Source organism: Candidatus Thermoplasmatota archaeon, from assembly GCA_022848865.1.
Taxonomy (GTDB): Archaea; Thermoplasmatota; Thermoplasmata; order RBG-16-68-12; family JAGMCJ01; genus JAGMCJ01.
In genome coordinates this window covers 34,832-53,500 of the sequence record JAJISE010000009.1, presented here as the reverse complement: position 1 = coordinate 53,500, position 18,669 = coordinate 34,832, and the positions used below count along the sequence as shown (strand labels likewise).

General features: G+C 56.7%; 20 protein-coding genes. 10 read left to right on the top strand and 10 right to left on the bottom strand.

Annotated elements, in window-relative coordinates; all coding sequences use genetic code 11:
* Positions 1-1,658 (bottom strand): PKD domain-containing protein (locus LN415_03165; protein MCJ2556091.1); only part of this gene is annotated, 1,658 nt, incomplete at its 3' end.
* Between the two features lie 214 nt (positions 1,659-1,872).
* Positions 1,873-2,313 carry a GNAT family N-acetyltransferase gene (locus LN415_03160; protein ID MCJ2556090.1) on the bottom strand — a complete coding sequence of 147 codons (441 nt, stop codon included), beginning with the start codon at positions 2,311-2,313 and terminating at the stop codon, positions 1,873-1,875.
* Between the two features lie 169 nt (positions 2,314-2,482).
* Here LN415_03160 and LN415_03155 point away from each other — a divergent pair, with 169 nt between their 5' ends.
* The 3 genes from LN415_03155 to LN415_03145 are packed head-to-tail and all read left to right on the top strand — an operon-like array spanning position 2,483 to position 7,364.
* A complete protein-coding gene (locus LN415_03155) occupies positions 2,483-4,936 on the top strand; it encodes a tetratricopeptide repeat protein (GenBank protein MCJ2556089.1) in 2,454 nt (817 codons plus the stop codon).
* A complete protein-coding gene (locus tag LN415_03150; protein MCJ2556088.1) occupies positions 4,933-6,252 on the top strand; it encodes a tetratricopeptide repeat protein in 1,320 nt (439 codons plus the stop codon). Before LN415_03155 ends, LN415_03150 begins: the two co-directional genes overlap by 4 nt.
* Positions 6,249-7,364: a tetratricopeptide repeat protein gene (locus LN415_03145; protein MCJ2556087.1), complete on the top strand. Its 1,116-nt coding sequence runs from the start codon at positions 6,249-6,251 to the stop codon at positions 7,362-7,364. Before LN415_03150 ends, LN415_03145 begins: the two co-directional genes overlap by 4 nt.
* Here LN415_03145 and LN415_03140 read toward each other — a convergent pair.
* The 3 genes from LN415_03140 to LN415_03130 are packed head-to-tail and all read right to left on the bottom strand — an operon-like array spanning position 7,361 to position 8,405.
* The gene (locus LN415_03140) at positions 7,361-7,594 is read right to left on the bottom strand and encodes a hypothetical protein (protein MCJ2556086.1); all 234 of its coding nucleotides are present in this window, start codon (positions 7,592-7,594) and stop codon (positions 7,361-7,363) included. The two genes, LN415_03145 and LN415_03140, sit on opposite strands and share 4 nt — an antisense overlap.
* Positions 7,595-7,607: 13 nt before the next feature.
* Positions 7,608-7,961, bottom strand: a complete 354-nt coding sequence (locus LN415_03135; protein MCJ2556085.1) for a hypothetical protein — start codon at positions 7,959-7,961, stop codon at positions 7,608-7,610.
* Positions 7,962-7,967: 6 nt separating this feature from the next.
* A complete protein-coding gene (locus LN415_03130; protein MCJ2556084.1) occupies positions 7,968-8,405 on the bottom strand; it encodes an ArsR family transcriptional regulator in 438 nt (145 codons plus the stop codon).
* Positions 8,406-8,647: 242 nt separating this feature from the next.
* Between LN415_03130 and LN415_03125 the strand changes: the two genes are divergently transcribed.
* From LN415_03125 to LN415_03115, 3 genes are all read left to right on the top strand, one after another.
* Complete coding sequence (locus LN415_03125; GenBank protein MCJ2556083.1) at positions 8,648-9,310, top strand: fibrillarin-like rRNA/tRNA 2'-O-methyltransferase; 663 nt, start codon at positions 8,648-8,650, stop codon at positions 9,308-9,310.
* Between the two features lie 67 nt (positions 9,311-9,377).
* Complete coding sequence (locus LN415_03120; protein ID MCJ2556082.1) at positions 9,378-9,833, top strand: 30S ribosomal protein S15; 456 nt, start codon at positions 9,378-9,380, stop codon at positions 9,831-9,833.
* A gap of 4 nt (positions 9,834-9,837) precedes the next feature.
* A complete protein-coding gene (locus tag LN415_03115) occupies positions 9,838-11,175 on the top strand; it encodes a DHH family phosphoesterase (protein MCJ2556081.1) in 1,338 nt (445 codons plus the stop codon).
* Here the strand turns inward: LN415_03115 and LN415_03110 are convergent.
* The 4 genes from LN415_03110 to LN415_03095 form a co-directional block, all read right to left on the bottom strand.
* Complete coding sequence (locus LN415_03110; protein MCJ2556080.1) at positions 11,172-11,834, bottom strand: OB-fold nucleic acid binding domain-containing protein; 663 nt, start codon at positions 11,832-11,834, stop codon at positions 11,172-11,174. The genes LN415_03115 and LN415_03110 overlap by 4 nt on opposite strands.
* A 60-nt stretch (positions 11,835-11,894) precedes the next feature.
* Positions 11,895-12,422 (bottom strand): DUF835 domain-containing protein, encoded by a 528-nt coding sequence (locus tag LN415_03105; GenBank protein MCJ2556079.1) that lies wholly within the window; start codon positions 12,420-12,422, stop codon positions 11,895-11,897.
* Position 12,423: 1 nt separating this feature from the next.
* Entirely contained in the window at positions 12,424-13,563 is a 1,140-nt protein-coding gene (locus LN415_03100) for an AAA family ATPase (protein MCJ2556078.1), read from the bottom strand.
* Positions 13,564-13,676: 113 nt separating this feature from the next.
* Positions 13,677-14,630, bottom strand: coding sequence for an NGG1p interacting factor NIF3 (locus LN415_03095; GenBank protein ID MCJ2556077.1), 954 nt, complete (start codon positions 14,628-14,630; stop codon positions 13,677-13,679).
* Positions 14,631-14,703: 73 nt separating this feature from the next.
* Here LN415_03095 and LN415_03090 point away from each other — a divergent pair, with 73 nt between their 5' ends.
* The gene (locus LN415_03090; GenBank protein ID MCJ2556076.1) at positions 14,704-15,051 is read left to right on the top strand and encodes a hypothetical protein; all 348 of its coding nucleotides are present in this window, start codon (positions 14,704-14,706) and stop codon (positions 15,049-15,051) included.
* A gap of 93 nt (positions 15,052-15,144) precedes the next feature.
* Positions 15,145-16,581, top strand: coding sequence for a hypothetical protein (locus tag LN415_03085; GenBank protein MCJ2556075.1), 1,437 nt, complete (start codon positions 15,145-15,147; stop codon positions 16,579-16,581).
* Here the strand turns inward: LN415_03085 and LN415_03080 are convergent, their stop codons facing one another.
* A complete protein-coding gene (locus LN415_03080) occupies positions 16,582-17,055 on the bottom strand; it encodes a CBS domain-containing protein (GenBank protein MCJ2556074.1) in 474 nt (157 codons plus the stop codon). It abuts the gene before it with no gap.
* A gap of 76 nt (positions 17,056-17,131) precedes the next feature.
* On the opposite strand from LN415_03080, the gene LN415_03075 reads away from it, so the two are divergent.
* Both LN415_03075 and LN415_03070 read left to right on the top strand, forming a co-directional pair.
* Positions 17,132-18,088: a deoxyhypusine synthase gene (locus LN415_03075; GenBank protein ID MCJ2556073.1), complete on the top strand. Its 957-nt coding sequence runs from the start codon at positions 17,132-17,134 to the stop codon at positions 18,086-18,088.
* An 89-nt stretch (positions 18,089-18,177) separates the two neighbouring features.
* Positions 18,178-18,564: a hypothetical protein gene (locus LN415_03070; protein ID MCJ2556072.1), complete on the top strand. Its 387-nt coding sequence runs from the start codon at positions 18,178-18,180 to the stop codon at positions 18,562-18,564.
* Positions 18,565-18,669 lie beyond the last annotated feature (105 nt).

Genomic DNA, 18,669 nt, shown 5'->3' with positions numbered 1-18,669 from the left:
TGGTTGTAGCTGCCCGTCAGGGATTGCAGGACGGTCTCGAGCGTCTCGTCGTCCTGCACCAGCGGTACGGATGCGATACGCTTCCCCGCTTCCATGAACCTCACGAACTTGCCCGCCTGTCCTTCCCAGTTGGTGTATCCGTCCGTGTCGTTCGCCTGCACGTAGAAGAAGTAGTCGGACCAGTCACCGTCTCCCCAGCCCGCCAGAGTCAGGGAAGTCGTTCCTGGCGGGAGCTCCGTGAGGAACTGATACTCCGCCCCGCCAGAATCATATGAGTCGCTCCAGTAGACAGCGTAGTTGATGACGTCGTCGAAGCCCGAGCCGTCGTCTGAGGACAGCGCCCACTCTATGAGCACGTCCTCGAGATCGGTTCCCGCCAAGATCGCTCTCATCAGGTCTGGCGGGTCCGGACGCGGGTCCAGGACCACAACGATTATCGTGTCCGTGCCCGTGAGATTGTCATCGTCCATGACCGTGAGCGTGGCGTAGAACTCTCCCGCTTCGAGGTACGTGTGGTTCACTATCACTCCGCCAGCGCTATCACCGTCACCGAAATCCCAGGAGTAGTCGACGATGAATCCGTCGGGGTCATACGAGTCGCTCCCGTCGAAGGTGACGACCTCCCACATGAATACGACCTTGTTGTCCCCAGCGTCGGCCACCGGCGGCAGCTTCATTGCTCTGCCCGTCTCCATGTCCATCGTGAAGTCGTACATGCAGTCGTTCGTGTCCGAGCCTGGGAGCGGGTATCGGTGAATCTCGTACCCCCCGGCAGGCGCGTACGCGTCGGGCATTATCGTGTTGTCCGGCTCGCCGTAGTGGGTCCCGTTCCAGCTGCCATTGAACTCGACCCTGTCCACGACAACGTCCCTTCCATCGAAGGGTGGGCCCGTTGCGTTGGAATTGTCCCAGACGAGCTTGACTTCATCGCCGTCTGGATCGAGATAATCCGCGGAGCCCAGATCAACGTACAGGTAGCCCGCAAGCGACGTCTCCCCTGTTAGGTCAATCCGTGTTCCCCCGTGGATCTGCCCGTCGTTCTTCTCCAGATAGAAGTCTCTCAGCGGCGTTCCGGGAGGCGCGTAGATGTACAGGTATTGACTCCCTTGGTCCGCCGGCATCGTGGTGATGTTGTTTATCTTCGGCAGTGCTGGCGGCTGGATCGGTGCGACGGTCAGGTCCATGTACTCGGCGACGAACGTCCGCCAGGTGGCGTTCTGTTCGAATATCCAGCTTGAGGCGTTCGATCCCGGCGAAGTGCCGAAGTCGGTCATATCCCCCCAGACGTACATGATGTCGTCAACGCCGTGATCACCGCCCTCTTTGATCCAAGGCGTGTCGGGATCGGCTGGAATCGTAATCTGGTTGCCGTTGGTGTCAATATCATACTTCCCGGACTGATTCCCGGGGTCCGGATCCATTGCGTCGAAGAAGGTCATGTTCCATCCGTACATGACGCCGTCGATCCACGCGGTCACCAGCTGACCGGAATCCAACAGCATGCCCTGCATGTCGTGCGCATGGCCGTACGTGTTGTGAGGAACGGGAATCGCCGCCCTCGAGTTCATCACCAGCGGATTCACTGACACGACTAGAAATGCGAAAACCACAAGCCCACATATCAGGATTCTGCCCACATACCTTCGGTTCTCCAGCATTAGGTTCCCTCCGGTGAATTCTCGATGAGGTTTCGACTACTTAGTTTTTTCCCGTCTGGATGGGGAACCGGGCCCGAGGTTAACCTTGTTCAAGGTTAACGGAGTCGCGGCCAGGTCCCGACGATTGCGACGCCGCTCGAGTTAACCATGGGCATGGTTAACTTTCCGTGGAGCTTCCTGGAATGTGCGGGAACCCCTCCTCGACTCTGACCGCTCACGGTTCGATTCTCTTTCCCAGGAAGCGCCTCTCCGATGTGAACCCCGCTTGCTCGTACAACTTCATGGCGATCGGATTATCGTCCGCAACCTCCAGTTTGATCGCCTCGAGACCTCTCAAGATGCAGAAGTCCTCCGCCGCTTTCAGAAGCATACTCGCCACTCCCGATCTTCGGAACTGCTCCTCCACGAAGACGTCATAGATGAAGCCGTGGCCCGCGGGGGAGAATATGTTCTTGGTCTCTCCGACGACGATGTATCCCGCAAAACCATCATTCTCATCCTCCGCCACGTAGATCTTGTTCGCCCTGTCCTTCAGCACAGGCTCGATGACCTGGACGGCGGTCTTTCTCCATTTGGTGTAGTCAACTCCCCTCCTCTCACCCTCGGGTATGTCCCGCCAGACCGTCTCAACGCTCCTCTCGAGAATATGCCTCATGTCGTCCGAAATGGCCTCACGAATTCTCAGGGAATCCCCGCAAGGAAATGGAAGCCGCCAATAAAAACTCCTGCCCCGCATGATTTCGCCATCCCCGAGACTCAAAAGTGATAATCACGGCACTACGTTGATATCCACCCCTCTCGTTGATAATGCACGGTGTCGAATAGTGATTTGCATATTCTGCGGTAGCGAAGGCCAAGACGCGGTATGCGCTACGTGCGGGGAATCCATTCATGAATCCTCCCCGGTCACATTCCTTCCCGCTCTTCCCACGAAGACGGGTATATCTGATCACTCCTGGAGGAGCGGAAGCCTTCTCGTTGTGCTGTCATCTCCCAAGAGCATGAGGACAGAGGCCTTTCCCCCGGCTGTTCTGGACGGGTCCTCGGGCGAAAAAAGAGCACACGACTCCCTGCTCAGAATCGTGGGGATGCCAGAAGCCTGCGGCCTTGGAACGTATCCTCTGCTGAGCAGCGAGGAACGGGAGAACCTCTCCCAGATCCTGCGCCTCAAACCCACGAGGGAGAAAGGCGATGAAACCCTCATGAGGATCGGCAGCCTTCACTATCTCCTTGCCATGGGCCTCGATGGACTCGGGGAATGGGCAGGCCCCAAGAAGGATGAGCATCTGAAGATTGCGAAGAGAGCCTTCTCACGCGCGAAGTCGAACATCCTGGCAAGGAGGAATCTCGCCCTCGTATACCTCGAATCCGGAGACGACAAGAAGGCCATGAAACATGTCGATGAAGCTCTCAAGGAACTGAGGAAGGATGCCGAGCTCTGGACGGCCAAAGGGGTCCTGCTCCACAGAACGGACCAGCTAGAGGAATCCTTGAAGTGCCTTGACCGGGCCTTGAATCTCAATGAGGACGATCCGCGAATCTGGACCGCCCGAGGAGCGCTTCTCGTAGACATGTCCGAGCTCGAACGGGCGGTGGAGTGCTTCGACGAAGCGATTGTGCGGGACAGGATGTTCATACGGGCATGGAGAGAGAAGATCGACGTCCTCCTCAGACTCGGAAGGGAGGGAGAGGCACTGGAGGTCTCAGAGGTCCTTCATGACATGGTCAGTACGGGAGAGTCCATCGAGCAACCGAGCGAAGCGCCCGAGCCGGTCGACCTCCCAGAGGACGAGTCCGCCCTGATTAATCCCCTTGAGGTTGCCGTGGCCCGCGAGGAGATCCTGGACATACTCCTCCAGGTTGACGGGATCGGGGAGAGCAAGGCAGAGACGCTCTTCGCTCACGGTATAGACTCGATCAACGGGCTCAGAAAAGCTTCGCTGGAAGACCTCGCGCAAGTGAAGGGAATAAGCCAGAAGATCGCTGAGAACATCAAGGAGATGATTAAGAGCGAGCCCACAGAAGGGCCACAGGGCCGTGATGAACGCACCGAGAAGACCATGGAAAGCGCGAGGGATTACCTGGAACAGGGAGACTACGAAAAAGCCCTCGCCGAATACGATTCCGTCCTCGAGTCGGATCCTCGGAACGAAGATGGGTGGTTCAACAAGGCAGAACTGTTGCAGGCCTTGGGGAAGAGCCGTGAAGCGGTGGAGGCCTTTGACACGGTCATATCGATCAACGAAAAGAACACGGGAGCGTGGATGGAGAAGGCGAACACCCTGCTGGAGATGGGAAAGCCACTCGATGCGGTGGAGTGCTACCGGAACATCCTTGAGATGGAATCCGATAACACAAGCTATCTCGTTGCCAGGGCGAAGATCCTCGCAGAGGATGGCAATCACGAAGCTGCGATTCTATGTTACGACATCGTCCTGGACAGGAGCCCGAAGAACACCGATGCCAATCTGGGGGTGATCTTCTCGCTCTTCGAACTGGGCGACCTGGACAGGGCCGAGCAAATCCTGGATCGTCTGGCAAGGCTGACGTCTCTCAACGAGAAGGTCTGGTGGGCGAGGGGATACCTCATGGATAAGAGGGGAAGGTGGGGAGCTGCGATTCAGTTCTATGACCGGGCGATATCATTGAAGTGGAACTACCCCGATCCTTGGACAGGAAAGGGCGACATCCTCCTGCGCCAGGGGAAGTACGAAGAGGCGAAGAGGTGCTTCGAGAAGGTTCTTGAGATGGACGGCGAGAACATCGACGCCTGGCTGGGAAAGGCAGAGGCTCTCGATTGGATGGGCCAAAGGATCCAGGCAATGGAGTGGCTGGACGACCTATTGGAGGTACATCCGGATCATGAGAAGGCTCTCGAGATGATGTCCAAGCTTCGATCCATCGAGCCAGGGGACCGCGAATCATACCTTCGAACGGCGAGAGCTCAGAGGCAGACGTCCGACTACGAGAACGCGGCGGACACCATCGTTAAGGCTATCAAGGAGAATCCCAATGAGGAGGATGTCTGGACGCTGCTCGGTGACATATTGCTCGACGTCGCGGATCCGATCAAGCTGCTGAACAAACTCGAAAGAGAGACATCCCGGATGCCGAACGATCCAGACATGCTCGTGAACAAGGGAGCCCTGCTACTGAGGCTGGGCATGTATGCGAATGCGCTCAAGTGCTTTGATAAGGCTCTCTCCATTGACGAGAACCATGAGAGGGCAGGAAGGTTGAGGGAGAGATGTATGGAGGAGACGGAGAAGGTAATATGATGGGTGAAGAGGGAAAAGTGGCGAAGGGGATCCTGAAGGCCATAGGCGAGATGGAGGACGAGGAGTTCCAGAGTCTCTGCCGCGAGCTGGCCGATCACATGGATGTCCAGATCGAGGAGATCGAGTCCTCTGGAGGGGAAACGAGGATAAGGGGCGAGATGAAGCGCGCGGGGAAGGATCCAGTCGCCCTCGTGTTGGCATTCAAGAAGGACACCGCGAAACCTGAGGATCTGCAGAGGATAGTCTCGCTGAACAAGGACGCGGTAGGTATATTCATCACTCCCTCGGGGTTCAGCTCGGACGCCAAGGCCTACGGAGACGAGTTCGAGATCAAGATGTTCGACGCCGACGGGTTCATCTCACTTCTCAGGCAGTATGACCTTGCGGACTCCCTGGAGAACAGGCTGCGAAAGAAGTTCATCGAGAAGGAGGGCGCGAGATTCCTGCCTAGCATCGACAGGTTGGAGGGATTCATGAAGCTGGCGAACGACCACTTCTCCATTAACAGTCACAAGAAGGCCCTTCAGTATGTGGAGCAGGCTCTCGAGCTGAAGCCCAATTACGATCGCGCCTGGTCGCTCAAGTCCAGAATATGCGAGGCCCTCGGGGAAATGGATATGGCGCTCGAGTGCGCCAAGAAGGCGGCGGAGTACAACATCGGCGACCCAGAGCTGTGGCTCGCTCTCGGCAATGTTCTGTCAAGGATGGGAACGACGAAGGAAGAGATAGCATGCTATGACAGGGCGATAGGCCTCAACAAGAAGTTCATTCAGGCATGGACCAACAAGGGAGTGGCCCTGCATTCGCTGGGCAGATACAAAGAGGCCGTGGAGTGCTACGACCGCGTGCTCGAGCTCGACGCCTCCAACACCCAGGCCCTGAACAACAGGGGAGCCGCGTTGAGGAAGCTGGGAGAGGAGAAGGAGGCTCTGAAGATGTACGAGAGGACGCTCGAGATTGATCCCGATTTCGTCGATGCGTGGATAAACAAAGCCGTCCTCCTCCAGCTCATAGGGGACGACGCGGAGGCCGTCAAAGCCTTCGACAAGATCCTCCAGGAAGTCAAGGACAATCCTAAGATCTGGTTCCAGAAGGGCATCTCGCACATGAACCTGCGGGAGGATGCGAACGCCAAGAAGTGCTTCGAGGAGGCCCTGGCACTCGACCCGAGCCTCATCGAGGCGAAGACGGCGAAGGAGAAGATGAAGTCCGGGGTCAGGAAGAAGGGATACCCCTGCTATGGAGACTACGATTCAAAGGATGAGGGATGCGCGGAATGCAAGGTCTCTGACGAATGTAAGGAGAAGAGCAAATGACACTGCCAACTGTTGATGAAGTGATTGATGCCGACAGACCGACCCTGAAGCACTACTGCAAGCTCTACGGTCTGCCCGAGAAGGGGAAGAACAGGTACCTGAGGGCGCGGCTGTTCGAGCTCATTCGACTGGGGAAGGAGAAAGCAAGTTCAGAGATCGAGATTGCGCCCCCGAGCGGCGGCCTGTCCCGCTTCAGGAGGGCTCTGCTGTTGGCCTCCAAGGGGGAGACCAAGCGGGCGATGGATGAGCTCGACAAGTGCCTGGAGGTCTGCCCGGAATCCGGTCTCTCACTGATTGCGAAGTCCCTTCTGCTTGATGTGGTGAACGAGGAGGGCTCGGTCGGCTACTCCGACGAGGCTGTTGCCGTTGACAATCGCGTGGAGGTGCTCCTGGGAAGGGCGCTGGTCCTTCTCAGTGCCGGGAGATGGAGCGATGCTGAGGACGTCGCCGACTCCCTTGTCGGCAGGCTGGACGGTCCCATTCCAATGCTGTTGCAGGCCCTCGCCACGATACCGGCGGGTCGATCCGGTCTTGCCGTTCAGTTCCTAGACGAGGCACTGGAGATTGACGATCAGATCCCTGAGCTCTGGAACATGAAGGGAGAGATCGTACTGCGCCTGGGCAACTACGGCAATTCGCTGCCTTGTTTCGACGAGGCGATAGGTCTGCGGCAGGACTACACAGGGGCGCACAACAACAAGGGCGTGGCGCTTCTTCATCTGGGTCACTACGACGACGCGCTCGAGTGTTTTGAAAGAGCGCTGGGCTCAAAGCCGGAACACCCAGAGGCTCTTGCGAACAAGGCAGTCGCGCTGCACATGCTCGGTAAGGGGGGCGACTCCCTGAAGTGGATCGACAAGGCGACCGAGATCCGCCCCACTGCTGAGCTGTGGAACAACAGAGGACAGATTCTTCTTTCGATGGACCGCTTTGCAGAGGCTCTGTCATCCTTCGGCAGGGCACTCGAGATGAACGAGGACTCCCTCGAAGCCCGGCAGGGAAGGGAGGTCGCCCTTGAGAGAATGGAGCAGAAGAGGAGGGAAGATGAACACCTCGCCCAACCTACGGACATGCGTGGGTTTCTGGAGGCGGGCGAGACCGGTCCCACTTAGCCCAGTCTCGCGAGATCCAGGATGGAGCCGCCCTTTCCGATGTTGCTGACGAGACTCCTCACGCTGCCCGCCGATTGGTAGCTCATCGTGAGGAGGTTCACGTGATCCTTCCCCATGTTCTGGGCGCGAAGCTCCTTCTTGAAGGCTCGGACGCCCCTCTTCCTACGCATCTCGTACCGCAGGAAGGCAAGGCCGAACTTGACCAGTAGCACGGGGATGTAGACCGCCACATCGAGTACGGGCTCACTCGTCCTCGAATTCCTTCTTGACCTTCTTCTTGATTTCTGCTTCGATCTCGCTTCCGATGTCATTCTCGTCGCCAACCTTGAACTTCATTTTCTTCTTCCCGCCCATGGCGTCGCCAATCATCCCAGCCAAGTTCAGATTCGACATATAGGTCTCCGTCAGCGCAAAGGCCTGGTCGTCCGTCATCCCGCTTTCCTTCAGCGCCTTGTAGAACCCCGCTACCGCCTGGGCGTATTTCATCGCCTGGTCCTTTCCGTAGAGGACATCGGTCAGGCTGTTCAGTAGTGCCGGGATCTTCTCTGAGACGACCTCGAGAATCTCCGCCACTTCTTCTGCATCTGTTTCCGGCATTTCGTATCACCTCTTGTCTTCATATGAATGACCTTCATATTTAGGCAAAGCGAGCACTTGTGACCACTTGTCGAGCAGCCTCTGAGAGATGCTGTACTTCTTGCTCTTCTGCGAACTCGTGCTCTTCACCGCTCCCTTCTCCTCCAGGATCTGAAGCCTCTCTCGGACTATCCTCCTAGATGCGGTCCCTCTCCTAGTCTTCAGCTCTCTCGTTATCTCGGATATGTTCCTCTCCTTTGCGTCGAAGAGTATCTTGATGATCTCGATTGAGATCGGGTCCTTGAGGCCTGGTAGGAGGACCTCTGGGGAAATGGCTCCGTATCTCTCGTAGAGCTCCAAGAGCCTGAAGTAGCCCTTTGATATGTCCTGGAACTTCTCGATATAGCTGAGGGCCTGGGAATAGGGCGCGGACATCTCCTTTATGGTGTTTTCCAACCTCTCCATCTTATCTGAGAGTTCCCTGATTTCCTTCCTCAAGTCCTTATCCGACATTCAATGACTGCAACTGAATTCCAATCTTTAATGTTATTGATGGCTGAATGAAACGGATCGCTCGCGGACGAATCTTGGCGTCTCCGAGGTTCGGCGGTTAACCTCGTTTGAGCGTGACTTTCCCAAGCGTGTGCGGTTCTCCCCGCCCCTCCACCCTAGAAAGAGTTTTCTACTCCTCGGCGGATGAGAGCGTCGTGCCAAGGATCCGATCGGCGGGAATGGAACATGTGTACACGGACGGGCCGGGCCTGTTCACTCGAAACCTCGTTCCGGGGGAAGCCGTCTACGGTGAGCGGCTGAAGACCCAGGACGAGACCGAGTACAGGTTCTGGAATCCCAGGAGGAGCAAGTTGGCGGCTCTCATCCTCAAAGGATGCGATGTCTTCCCCTTCGCAGCGGACTCGACCGTCCTGTACCTCGGCGCGGCAAGCGGGACGACCGCGAGCCACCTGTCGGACATCTGCTCCCGTGGCGTCATATATTGCGTTGAGTTATCACCTCGCCCGTTCAGGAAGCTTGTCTCGTTGAGCGAGTCCAGGAAGAACATGATGCCTATCCTCGCCGACGCGAACAAGCCCGAGAGCTACCAAGCGGCGATCGGAAGGGCCGACATAGTCTACCAGGACGTCGCCCAGAGGAACCAGGCTGGAATCCTGCTGAAGAATCTCGGATTGGTACGGGAGGGAGGGTACGCGTTCCTCATGATCAAGGCCAGGAGCGTGGATGTGACGAAGAGGCCCACGCGGGTCTACGATGCCGTGGAGGACGAGCTCTCGCGCTCGGGCGTCAATGTCCTGCAGAGGGTCAACCTGGACCCGTACGAGAAGGATCATGCCGCCCTCATAGCCCAGAAATGAGGCGACTGGCTGCCTGCACCAATCTTAAATAGTAGATGCATCATCTGTGGAATCTCCGAGGTTTCCAATGGCCAGAATGCATGCAAAGAAGAAGGGAAAGGCGTCCTCGACGAGGCCCTACCTGACAGAGAATCCGAAGTGGGTCAAGCCCAAACCGAGGGAGATCGAGGACCTCGTGGTAACGTACTCCAAGGAGGGCATGTCCAGCGCTCTGATAGGCCTTCGTTTGAGAGACCAGCACGGCGTACCCAACGTCCGCCTGGCCACTGGAAAGAGCATCACTCAGATACTTGGGGAGAACGAGATGACCCCCTCCCTACCGGAGGACCTGTCGAATCTCATGAGAAAGGCGGTGCAGCTGAACGCGCACCTCAAGACCAACCCCAAGGACCTGCACAACAAGAGAGGGCTCCATCTGATCGAAGCCAAGATCAGGAGGATCACCAAGTACTACATCCGGACCGGAGTGATGCCGAAGGACTGGAAGTATTCTATTCAAACGGCTGAGCTTCAAGTGAAGTGAAGCCATGTCTCTGGAACTGCCTGAGGATTTCTCACGGAAGCTCGAAGAAGCCGTGGACGTGCTCTCCTCGGCAACGAGAGTGAAGGTGGTCTCTCATTACGACGGGGACGGACTGTGCGCCGCGGGCATCTTGGCGAAGGCGCTCCATCGTGAAGGACTGAGCTTCCAGGTGAGGACCACCCGGTCGCTCGACGAGGCCTTCATCGAGACCCTTGAGGGGGACGAAGATGTGATACTCATGGCGGACATGGGCAGCAATAGCCTCCCAGCCCTCGAGAAGCTGTCCGCGGAAGTGATCGTCCTCGACCATCACGAACCCAGAGGGGACAGCGAGAAGATTGTGCACATAAACTCTCACCTTCACGGAATAGACGGGACGAAGGGGGCCTGTGCGGCCACCCTGTCCTTCACCCTCGCCACCGTTATGGACGAGGCGAATTGGGACCTGGCCGGCATTGCCTTGGCGGGAGCCGTGGCAGACAGACAGCACCCAGGCGGTCTCGAAGGCCTCAACCGCTCCATCGTCAAGGAGGCCTCAGAGAAGGCGGGAATGAGGATAGACAGAACGCACACATTCCTCGGTGACACCCTCGCGGAGGCCCTGTCCCTTTCCATCAATCCCTATGTGCTCGGCATATCCGGCAACGTGGGTGGTGCCGGTTCCTTCCTCACCGACCTAGGCATATCCCCCGACATGCGCGTCGAGGAGCTGGAGGGCGAGTCCAAGACCAAGCTCATCTCGGCCGTGTCACTAAAACTCCTCGAGCAGGGCGTCACAGCGGAGGACGTGAAGGAAGTGATCGAGGAAGGTTACTGGGACGTGTCCCGCGGAACCTATGCCAACTGGACCGCGGCCTACGTGAACGCCTGCGGAAGGCTCGGGAAGGACGGAATCGGGGTCGCGATATGTCTTGGCGACCTGTCCGCTCTGGAGGAGGGAAAGAGGCTCAGGAAGGAGTTCTTGGATCAGGTCCTCGTGGGACTCAAGAAGGTGGAGGACGAGGGAGCGTTCGAGAAGAACCATACGCAGTTCTTCTACGTCGAGAACCCCTCCTTTGCGGGAACCATCGGCGGGGTCGCCATGAGATACATGCTCAATCCAGACCTCGCGACCGTGGCTCTTTCCGTCCTGACCGAGAAAACACGGATCTCAGGAAGGGCGACGAAGGACTTAGTGGGAAAGGGAGTGAACCTGGCAGAGGCGTTCAAGGAATCGGCGGAAGTCCTGGGCGGGGCCGGTGGTGGCCACTCGATCGCCGCAGGCGCGTCCATACCAAAGGGGAAGGAGGAGAAGTTCCTCGAGCACGTGGACAACACAATCGAGGTCCAATTGGAGGACTAGACTCCGAAGCTTGGCTCGTCCGAGACGAGCTGCCACATCGCTTCCCTTGCGTAGTACTCCCAGGTCGCCTCGAAGACCGTGGTGCCTCCCTCAGTGATGCCCATTGGGTCAACCTCCCAGTCCCACCCGAAGACCATGCAGGAGATCTCATATCCATCCGCGCTGATGTCGAATACGGAGCCTATTGCCTGAAGGTTCTCATCTCTCAGAACGTGGATGTTCCGGACCGATCCATGAACGCGCAAGGTCTCTCCTGCGAAGACATCGGGCATCTCTGCGAGGACGCCTGGTGGTATGGAACCACTGGTCGACTCCTTCACTATCCTTATGCTCGTGGAGGAGGTCACGAATATCTCAAGCTCTCCTGCGTAGATCTGGACCTCGCCGCTCACCGACACAACCGTGCCTGGAATGAGACGTTCGTCCCCAGGCACGCTCTTCTCAGGGATGTACACATGGATGCAGTCCACCCCATCCGTCAGGATGATACTGAGGTCCCCTCTTGACGTCTTCCAGGCCGTCGCGACCACGCCATTCACGGACACGAGAGAGCCCACATCCTCCGTACCGATCTCCCCGATGCCCTTGTCAACTGGCTCCAGTGAGAGCGAATAGGCGAAGAGCCCCACGACTCCGACGAGTGACATTGTGACGAGCAACCGCAGTAGTCTGTTCCCCTCCACGATCGGAATAACTCATGCCCGCCAGATAAAGCTTGCTCAGTAGTTGTCGAGCAGTTTTATCAACTTGGTGGCTTCCAGTCCCCTCTCAACGGTCGGAGTCTCGATGACCTGCAGGTCTCTCTCAAGAAGCGCGAGCTCCTTCTCATCCAAGGTGTCTGGACAGACGGGCAAAATCACAATTGCCTTGTTCTGCATCACGAACTCATTCAGGTTCTCAACGAACAGGAGCGTCTGGAGGAAACCGTTGTTCATCATAAGATACTCGAATCCATCGAAAAGAACGACACACTCACCTTGGTCTTGGATGAACTTGCTTATCACCTTGAGGAGCGTCCCCAGCGCCGTCGGGTCGTGGTAGTCCTCCCCAGGGGTGTGGCACAACCATATTATCCTGACATCCCCGAGTCCGAAATCCTTTCTCGCTCTCTCCGGATGCAGGCGGGTGACGCAAAGCCCAGGAGCGCCATCCTCCATGATCATCTTGAATATCCTGAAGCTGATTTCCGGTTTCTTCTCCTTGACCAGATAGCACAGGCCGCCAGTCATGTTGTAGGGTCTTTTCATCTCAAAGCCTCAGCCCGCTCTCCAATCTCTCCTCCAGGACCTTCGCGGGAATCTCTGGAAGGGATATCATGGTAGTCTTCCCTACCATCCCCTCTCTGGACACCCTCGTGTCTATGAGGCCCAGAGCATCCAGTTCTTTGAGGTACTTCCAGAACTGTGTGTGTCCTCGCTTTCTCTCTCCGAACTCCTCGCATGCGATTGCGTATCCATCCTCGGCCTCTCCAGTGGTTATGTACGCCTCCCGCTTCATCCTCCTCGCTATCCCCAGCAGGACGAGCTTCTTATGCGGGTCCAGCTCGCCGATCTTGGTCTCCGTGATAGTTGAATACGTCTCGGCCTTGGCGGCCCGCACGTTCTCCGGGGTCACCTCCTTGGAGCTCTCCTCGTCCGCCAGCATCCCCGCCTTCTCGAGGAGCTCGATCGCATACCTGGCGTCCCCCCACTCCGATGCTATGTCAGCTATTAGGCTCACCGACTGATCCTCAACCATCCCGGGATGAAAGGCGAGCTCCACCCTGTCACCTACTATGTCTCTGAGCTCGTCCGTCGGATATTTCCCGAACTCGATGATGTTCGTCCTCTTGAACGTTGAAAGGGAGGGGACATCCATTATGTCCAGGACGTACTTTTGGGAGATCAGAATCATGGAGACCGACGATTTCTGTCCCACGGACTCCTCATCGAAACGCGAAAGACTGTAGATCAGGTCCGAACCGCTCTTCTTCAGGAGGACGTCCGCCTCGTCGAGGACCACAAGGAGATGGGCCTTTCTCTTCTGGATGTGCTTTCGCAGGATCTGAAGCATCTCGGTTATGCTGAACCCCCTGTCCGGGAACCGCTCATCGAAATGCGTCAGGATTCTCAGGAGAACGGCGGAGTCCGTGTTCCTCTGCCTGCAGTTCACTATCACGTATTCGAGGTTCTTCCCCTTCGAGTTGGCAAACCTCTGGAAATCTATACAGAACCTCTTGGTGAGGTGGGTCTTCCCTGTCCCGACGCTTCCCATGAGGAAGGCGTTCTGCGTCACGTTCGACTCGATGACCGGCCTGAAGAGGGTCGTCAGCCGCTTCGCCTGCTTCTCTCTATGAACGAGTCTTTCTGGCAGATACTCGAAGGAGAGCTTGCTCATGTCCTTGAACACGCTACCCCCTCTCTCTGGGAACATCATCAATAATAATGGCATTGCGATTTAATAAAGCCTTTTGCCAGAGACCACTTCTCCTCTTGTGTCATCACCGAGCGCGGCCCGACGGTCTACTTCCTCTTGTTCCTGATGAAGCCAGAGCAAGGTATCACCTCGATCCCCTTCTCCTCGAGCTTGTCGACCAGCAGGTTGAGCCCGATGGAGTCGGAGGCCATGTGCCCCGCGACCACGAATTTCATGTGGTGTTTCTTTACTTCCTCCAGATGGTCCTCGGGTATGTGCATCCCGACCATGGTTCCCACGCCTGCATGGGACATCTCCTTGTACACCACCTTGCCCGGCATCGTGCCTCCGGTGAACTTGACGATGACCTTGCCCGCCTTGTCATCCTTCGCGCCGATGATTATCTTGGGCCCTGCAGCGTTCTTGACAGCTTCCTTGTACTCTGGAACCTTCTTCAACTCCTTCATCACATCCCCCAGGGTCTCAGGCTTCTTCCTGTTCATCAGTCCCTGGACGAACTTGTATCCCATGTTGTCGCAGGGCGTGTGAACGGTCATGAACGGGATGTCGAATATCCGGCTGGCATCCACCGGCTGAGAGTGATTCGCAGGCATGACCCGCCTCTGCACCTCCATTATCCTCTCCCGCATGACCCCCTCCGCCACGTTTATGGGAACGCCCAGGCTCCTCATCCACTCCTCCTGAAGGTGCATTACATCGTGGAGCTCTGCCAGAGCGCGGCCCCTAGGGTGGTGTCCTAGGATGAGATCGATCTTCTTCCCCTTGTCCTCGAGACGATCGGCCATGACGACCTCACCTGAGGTCATGTCGATACCCACCAGCATTCTCTTGACCTTCCTGTCGCCATCACCGTAGAGCATCCTGGTGTCGGAATAGGGGTTCTTCAGCTTCTCCAGATCGAAATCCTCTTTCTTCTCATCGTTCATCTTCTCGAACTTCTTCTTGGTCTTCCTCAGCTCACCCTGAACGAACTTCTTGCCCCTGGGATCCGCTTCCATACCCATCCTGATCGCCAGGCCGTAGATCTCCTTCATCTTCATGTTTCTGGCCAAGCGAGGAGGGTATTTAACTTGTACGGAAAGGATTTTAGCGTAAGAGGAGATAGGGAGCAGCATGGTAGAGGAGAGCATCGTGGAACCTTTCATCAAAGCCTCCGGGGGCGTGCTTAGATCAGAGGACATCCTCATCGAGGCCGTCAGGGACCTCATAAAGGACGAGATAAAGCTGTACATGAGGGCAAAGCTCGAGTCGAATCCAGAGCTTAAGCAAGAGGTGAAGGAGGCCGTCACCGATTTCATAGAGGCGAAGGTGAAGGAAGGATACGCTCTCTTGAAGATTGCGAAGTGCGGGGCGAAACTGGGTATGGAGCTCGTTCCCGAGAAACTGAAGGACGAGTTGGCCAAAGAACTCGTCTCCATGTTCGAGAAGGAGATCGGTGCCGTCATAGACAGGACGGGATGATCCATCTGTCTCTCCAGCATCCAAGCGGCGAGAGACGTCGAAACTTTTATTACCGCACGATTTGATTAGCGCATAGCTTCCTGGGGAGCATTCATGCCGCTTGCAGTAGAGGACACACTGTCCAAGATGAAGGTCAAGGAGCTCAGAGAGTTCGCTAGGGAGCATTCGATTTCTTTGAAGGGTCTGAAGAAGAAGGTCGACATCGTGTCGGCGATCGCCGCGGTCGAGGACATCGATAATCTCCTCCTGGAGGATGAGGTCGAGGAGCTCAAGAAGGACGAAGAGGAAACGGCCGAGATTGGCGAGGACGTGCAGGAGATTGTGGAAGAGGCCGAGAAACTCCCGCCGCTAGAGGACGAGGAGGCGGACCCCGTCATCATAGAGGGCAAGAACGTCGACGTGGATTTTCGAAGAGTCGAGGAGCTGGTCGACCGCGCCCGCATGAGATATGAGGAGGGCAGCTACGCGAAGGCCCTGTCCCTGACTCAGGAAGCGCTGGCAGACATAGATGACCTGCTCAGGAACTTCCACAGGTACACGTACAGCTACGCGCTGCTCTCGGCGGAGGGTCTTGTAAGGGAAAGCGGGAAGACAGATGCGAAAGTCGACAAGGCAATCTCCGTGATCATGAGGGCGAAGAAGGCCTATGCGGACGGCTCGATATTCGAGGACAAGAAAGTCATCAAGAGCATCGACAAGGCCACGAAGAAGCTGTATGCGGCGGACGTCCAGAAGTCAAAGGAGACCTTCCTCTCGACCCGACGTTTCGTCTTCGACGTCGCTGACCTGGGTGCCGACATCTCCAAGGCGAGGGACATCATCCGGCGGGCCGAGGAGGCCATGGAGAGCGGTAACTACACCGCCAGTCTCAAGCATCTGGCGAGAGCCGAGAAGCTTGCCAAGAAGGCGAAGGAGACCCGGATTGAGGAGATAAAGCAGGCCATACCGGCCACGTCGGTCATAGTCGAAGAAGCAGAGCACGTAGGAGCCGACATCGTGGAAGCCGAGAAGTTCCTCAAACAGGCGAAGATCGCACTGAGAAACAAGGACTACATCCTCTGCAACGAGCTGACCAAGAGAGCGGAGCACGCTGCAATGCAGTCCCAGCACAAGCAGATTCAGAAGGCGATGGAGCTGAGGCGGAGGCAGGTGGAGAACGCCCAGAGGATAATCATGAAGGTCGAACCGCTTATCTTCGAGGCCGAGGAGTATCGGATTGACGTCACCGAGGTCAAGACAGTTCTCGAGAAGGCGAAGGAGATCCTGTCCCAGGGCGACTACGTGAACGGCACGTATTTCGCAAAGGAAGCCGAAGAGCTTGCGAGACGCCTGGCCCCGAGGCTGGAGGACGAGAGGAAAAGGCGGGGAATCGCCAAGCCGACGGAGGGCATATGCGGCGCCTGCAAGTCAAGGAACCTGGAGTTCTACGACAACGGATGGGGGAAGTGCATGGACTGCAATAGAGTGTTCGAGTGGAGCGCGAAAAGGGAAGGCATCAAGGACAAGCTAAAGGGGATCTTCAAGCCTTGATCAGGTGAGCATGCCCTGCACAGCTCTCAGGATATCGCCGCGCGTCACTATTCCCACGAGCACACCCTTGTCAACGACCGGGATTCTGTTCACGTCGTTCCTGACCATCATCTGGATCACATCCTCGACCTCATCATCCGGCGCAGCCGTGACGACCTTTCTTGTCATGGCATCCCTCACAGGCGTGTTCGCTATCCGCTCAAAAGCCTCCACGGCCTCCCTCTTCTTGGCGATCTCCACGAAGCTGATTCCGATTATCGTCTCAGGAGGAACCCTCATCTTGAGCTCTTTGTAGTGCGTTTTCAGGGATTCCAGTATGTTCGTTTCCGTCATGATTCCCAGGACGCATCCTTTGTCATCCACGACAGGGCAACCACCGATCCTATGCTTCGCGAACTTCTCGACCGCATCCGCAATAGTATCCTCAGGGGAGAGAACGATGGTATCCTTGACCATCACATCCTTGGCCCTCATCTCCGCGTCATCTGCGCGACCGATTAATAATCTTTCCCATGAGAGCTTTTATGCATGTCCCGCTTACCCGTCTACGATGAACCGTGAGGACGTCCTGTCCGACGTGGTCGAGGACATCTCCATTCGCAAGGGCATGAGCGTGAGCGATCTCGTGAGCGCGATGAGAGCCTCCGGAGGGTTCACAGCCAAGAAGCTGGCGGATGGGACAGAGATACTTCAGAGGATGATCGAGGATGAGGATTGTCTGAGGTTCCTCTCGTTCCCCGCGTGCATAATCGCCACCGGGGCCAGGGGGATTATCAAGGACATGCTGAAGCTTGGATGGTTCGACGTAGTCATCACCACATGCGGAACCGTTGACCACGATCTGGCGAGGAGTTGGGCCGAGTACTATCACGGGAGCTTTGACATGGACGACGCGCTTCTTCACCGCGAGGGCGTGAACAGGCTTGGGAACGTCCTTGTTCCGAACGAGAGCTATGGCAAGATCCTCGAGGAGCGGATCCAGCCTGTTCTCGAACAGATGTGGGAAGAGGGGACCCGGAGGATCTCGACCAAGGACCTCTTGTGGCGATTCGGCTCGAGCATGGATGACGAGAGCTCCATTCTCTACTGGGCGGTGAAGAACAAGATCCCAGTATACGTTCCCGGCATCACGGACGGCGCGTTCGGCTATCAGGTCTGGAGCTTCTGGCAGGAGCACAAGGACCTCACGATTGACGTCTTCCAGGACGAGAAGGAGCTGAGCGACATGGTCTTCGAAGCGGAGAAGACCGGGGCCCTGATGGTCGGTGGCGGGATATCGAAGCACCATACGATGTGGTGGAACCAGTTCAAAGGGGGTCTGGACTACGCCGTCTATGTAACGACGGCCCTCGAGTATGACGGAAGCCTCTCTGGAGCTCGAGTGAGGGAAGGGATATCCTGGGGAAAGGTGGCGGAGGAGGCCAGTGAAGTCACGATCGAGGGTGATGCCACAGCGTTCCTCCCAATTATGATGGCGTGCCTGCTCGAAAGGACAAAAAGCATGTGATTTTGACTGGCTGTTGGGCCAGCTCGTTATCATCTTTGAAAATCTAAAGGAAAACGATATACTCTGATATGCCTCTCTAATCCTGGCATATGGAGCCCGATTTTGAGAACTTCCCGGAGTTCCGTTTCGTGGAGCAGGACATCGATGACAGCCTGAAGCTGCAGATGCTGTTCGCCGAGCTGAACCGACTGGAGAGGACGATCGAGATCCATGGGAATCCATTCATCTTTGTGGACGACGAGGAGATCCGGTTCTCCCCGGAAGTCGGGAAAGAGAGGTTCGAGGAGCACAGGGGCTGGCTGAAGCACCTCGTCTGTCGGAACTCCCTGACCGATCAGGATTCGGAGGGCAAGCTGGACAATCTCCGCGCGGTTCTAAGTCGCATCTCACAGAAAGGAATCCATCCTTACATTCTGCTGATCCTTGCCCAGATTGTGGTCATCAGTGGCATCGATACGTTCTGCAACGGCCTTTAGAAGGATGGACAGGCTCCTCAGGCGAATGCGGACTCACTATTAATCCTGATAAACACGAAAGAAGGCATTTAAGCCGCAATCAAGTCCACATCCTCAGAGGTCCTA

Excerpts from the sequence above, each read along its gene's own strand:
- LN415_03160 (MCJ2556090.1), bottom strand. The coding sequence starts at position 2,313 with ATGAGGCATATTCTCGAGAGGAGCGTTGAGACGGTCTGGCGGGACATA.
- LN415_03150 (MCJ2556088.1), top strand. The coding sequence starts at position 4,933 with ATGATGGGTGAAGAGGGAAAAGTGGCGAAGGGGATCCTGAAGGCCATA.
- LN415_03145 (MCJ2556087.1), top strand. The coding sequence starts at position 6,249 with ATGACACTGCCAACTGTTGATGAAGTGATTGATGCCGACAGACCGACC.
- LN415_03135 (MCJ2556085.1), bottom strand. The coding sequence starts at position 7,961 with ATGCCGGAAACAGATGCAGAAGAAGTGGCGGAGATTCTCGAGGTCGTC.
- LN415_03130 (MCJ2556084.1), bottom strand. The coding sequence starts at position 8,405 with ATGGAGAGGTTGGAAAACACCATAAAGGAGATGTCCGCGCCCTATTCC.
- LN415_03120 (MCJ2556082.1), top strand. The coding sequence starts at position 9,378 with ATGGCCAGAATGCATGCAAAGAAGAAGGGAAAGGCGTCCTCGACGAGG.
- LN415_03115 (MCJ2556081.1), top strand. The coding sequence starts at position 9,838 with ATGTCTCTGGAACTGCCTGAGGATTTCTCACGGAAGCTCGAAGAAGCC.
- LN415_03105 (MCJ2556079.1), bottom strand. The coding sequence starts at position 12,422 with ATGAAAAGACCCTACAACATGACTGGCGGCCTGTGCTATCTGGTCAAG.
- LN415_03095 (MCJ2556077.1), bottom strand. The coding sequence starts at position 14,630 with ATGAAGATGAAGGAGATCTACGGCCTGGCGATCAGGATGGGTATGGAA.
- LN415_03090 (MCJ2556076.1), top strand. The coding sequence starts at position 14,704 with ATGGTAGAGGAGAGCATCGTGGAACCTTTCATCAAAGCCTCCGGGGGC.
- LN415_03085 (MCJ2556075.1), top strand. The coding sequence starts at position 15,145 with ATGCCGCTTGCAGTAGAGGACACACTGTCCAAGATGAAGGTCAAGGAG.
- LN415_03080 (MCJ2556074.1), bottom strand. The coding sequence starts at position 17,055 with ATGAGGGCCAAGGATGTGATGGTCAAGGATACCATCGTTCTCTCCCCT.
- LN415_03075 (MCJ2556073.1), top strand. The coding sequence starts at position 17,132 with ATGAACCGTGAGGACGTCCTGTCCGACGTGGTCGAGGACATCTCCATT.
- LN415_03070 (MCJ2556072.1), top strand. The coding sequence starts at position 18,178 with ATGGAGCCCGATTTTGAGAACTTCCCGGAGTTCCGTTTCGTGGAGCAG.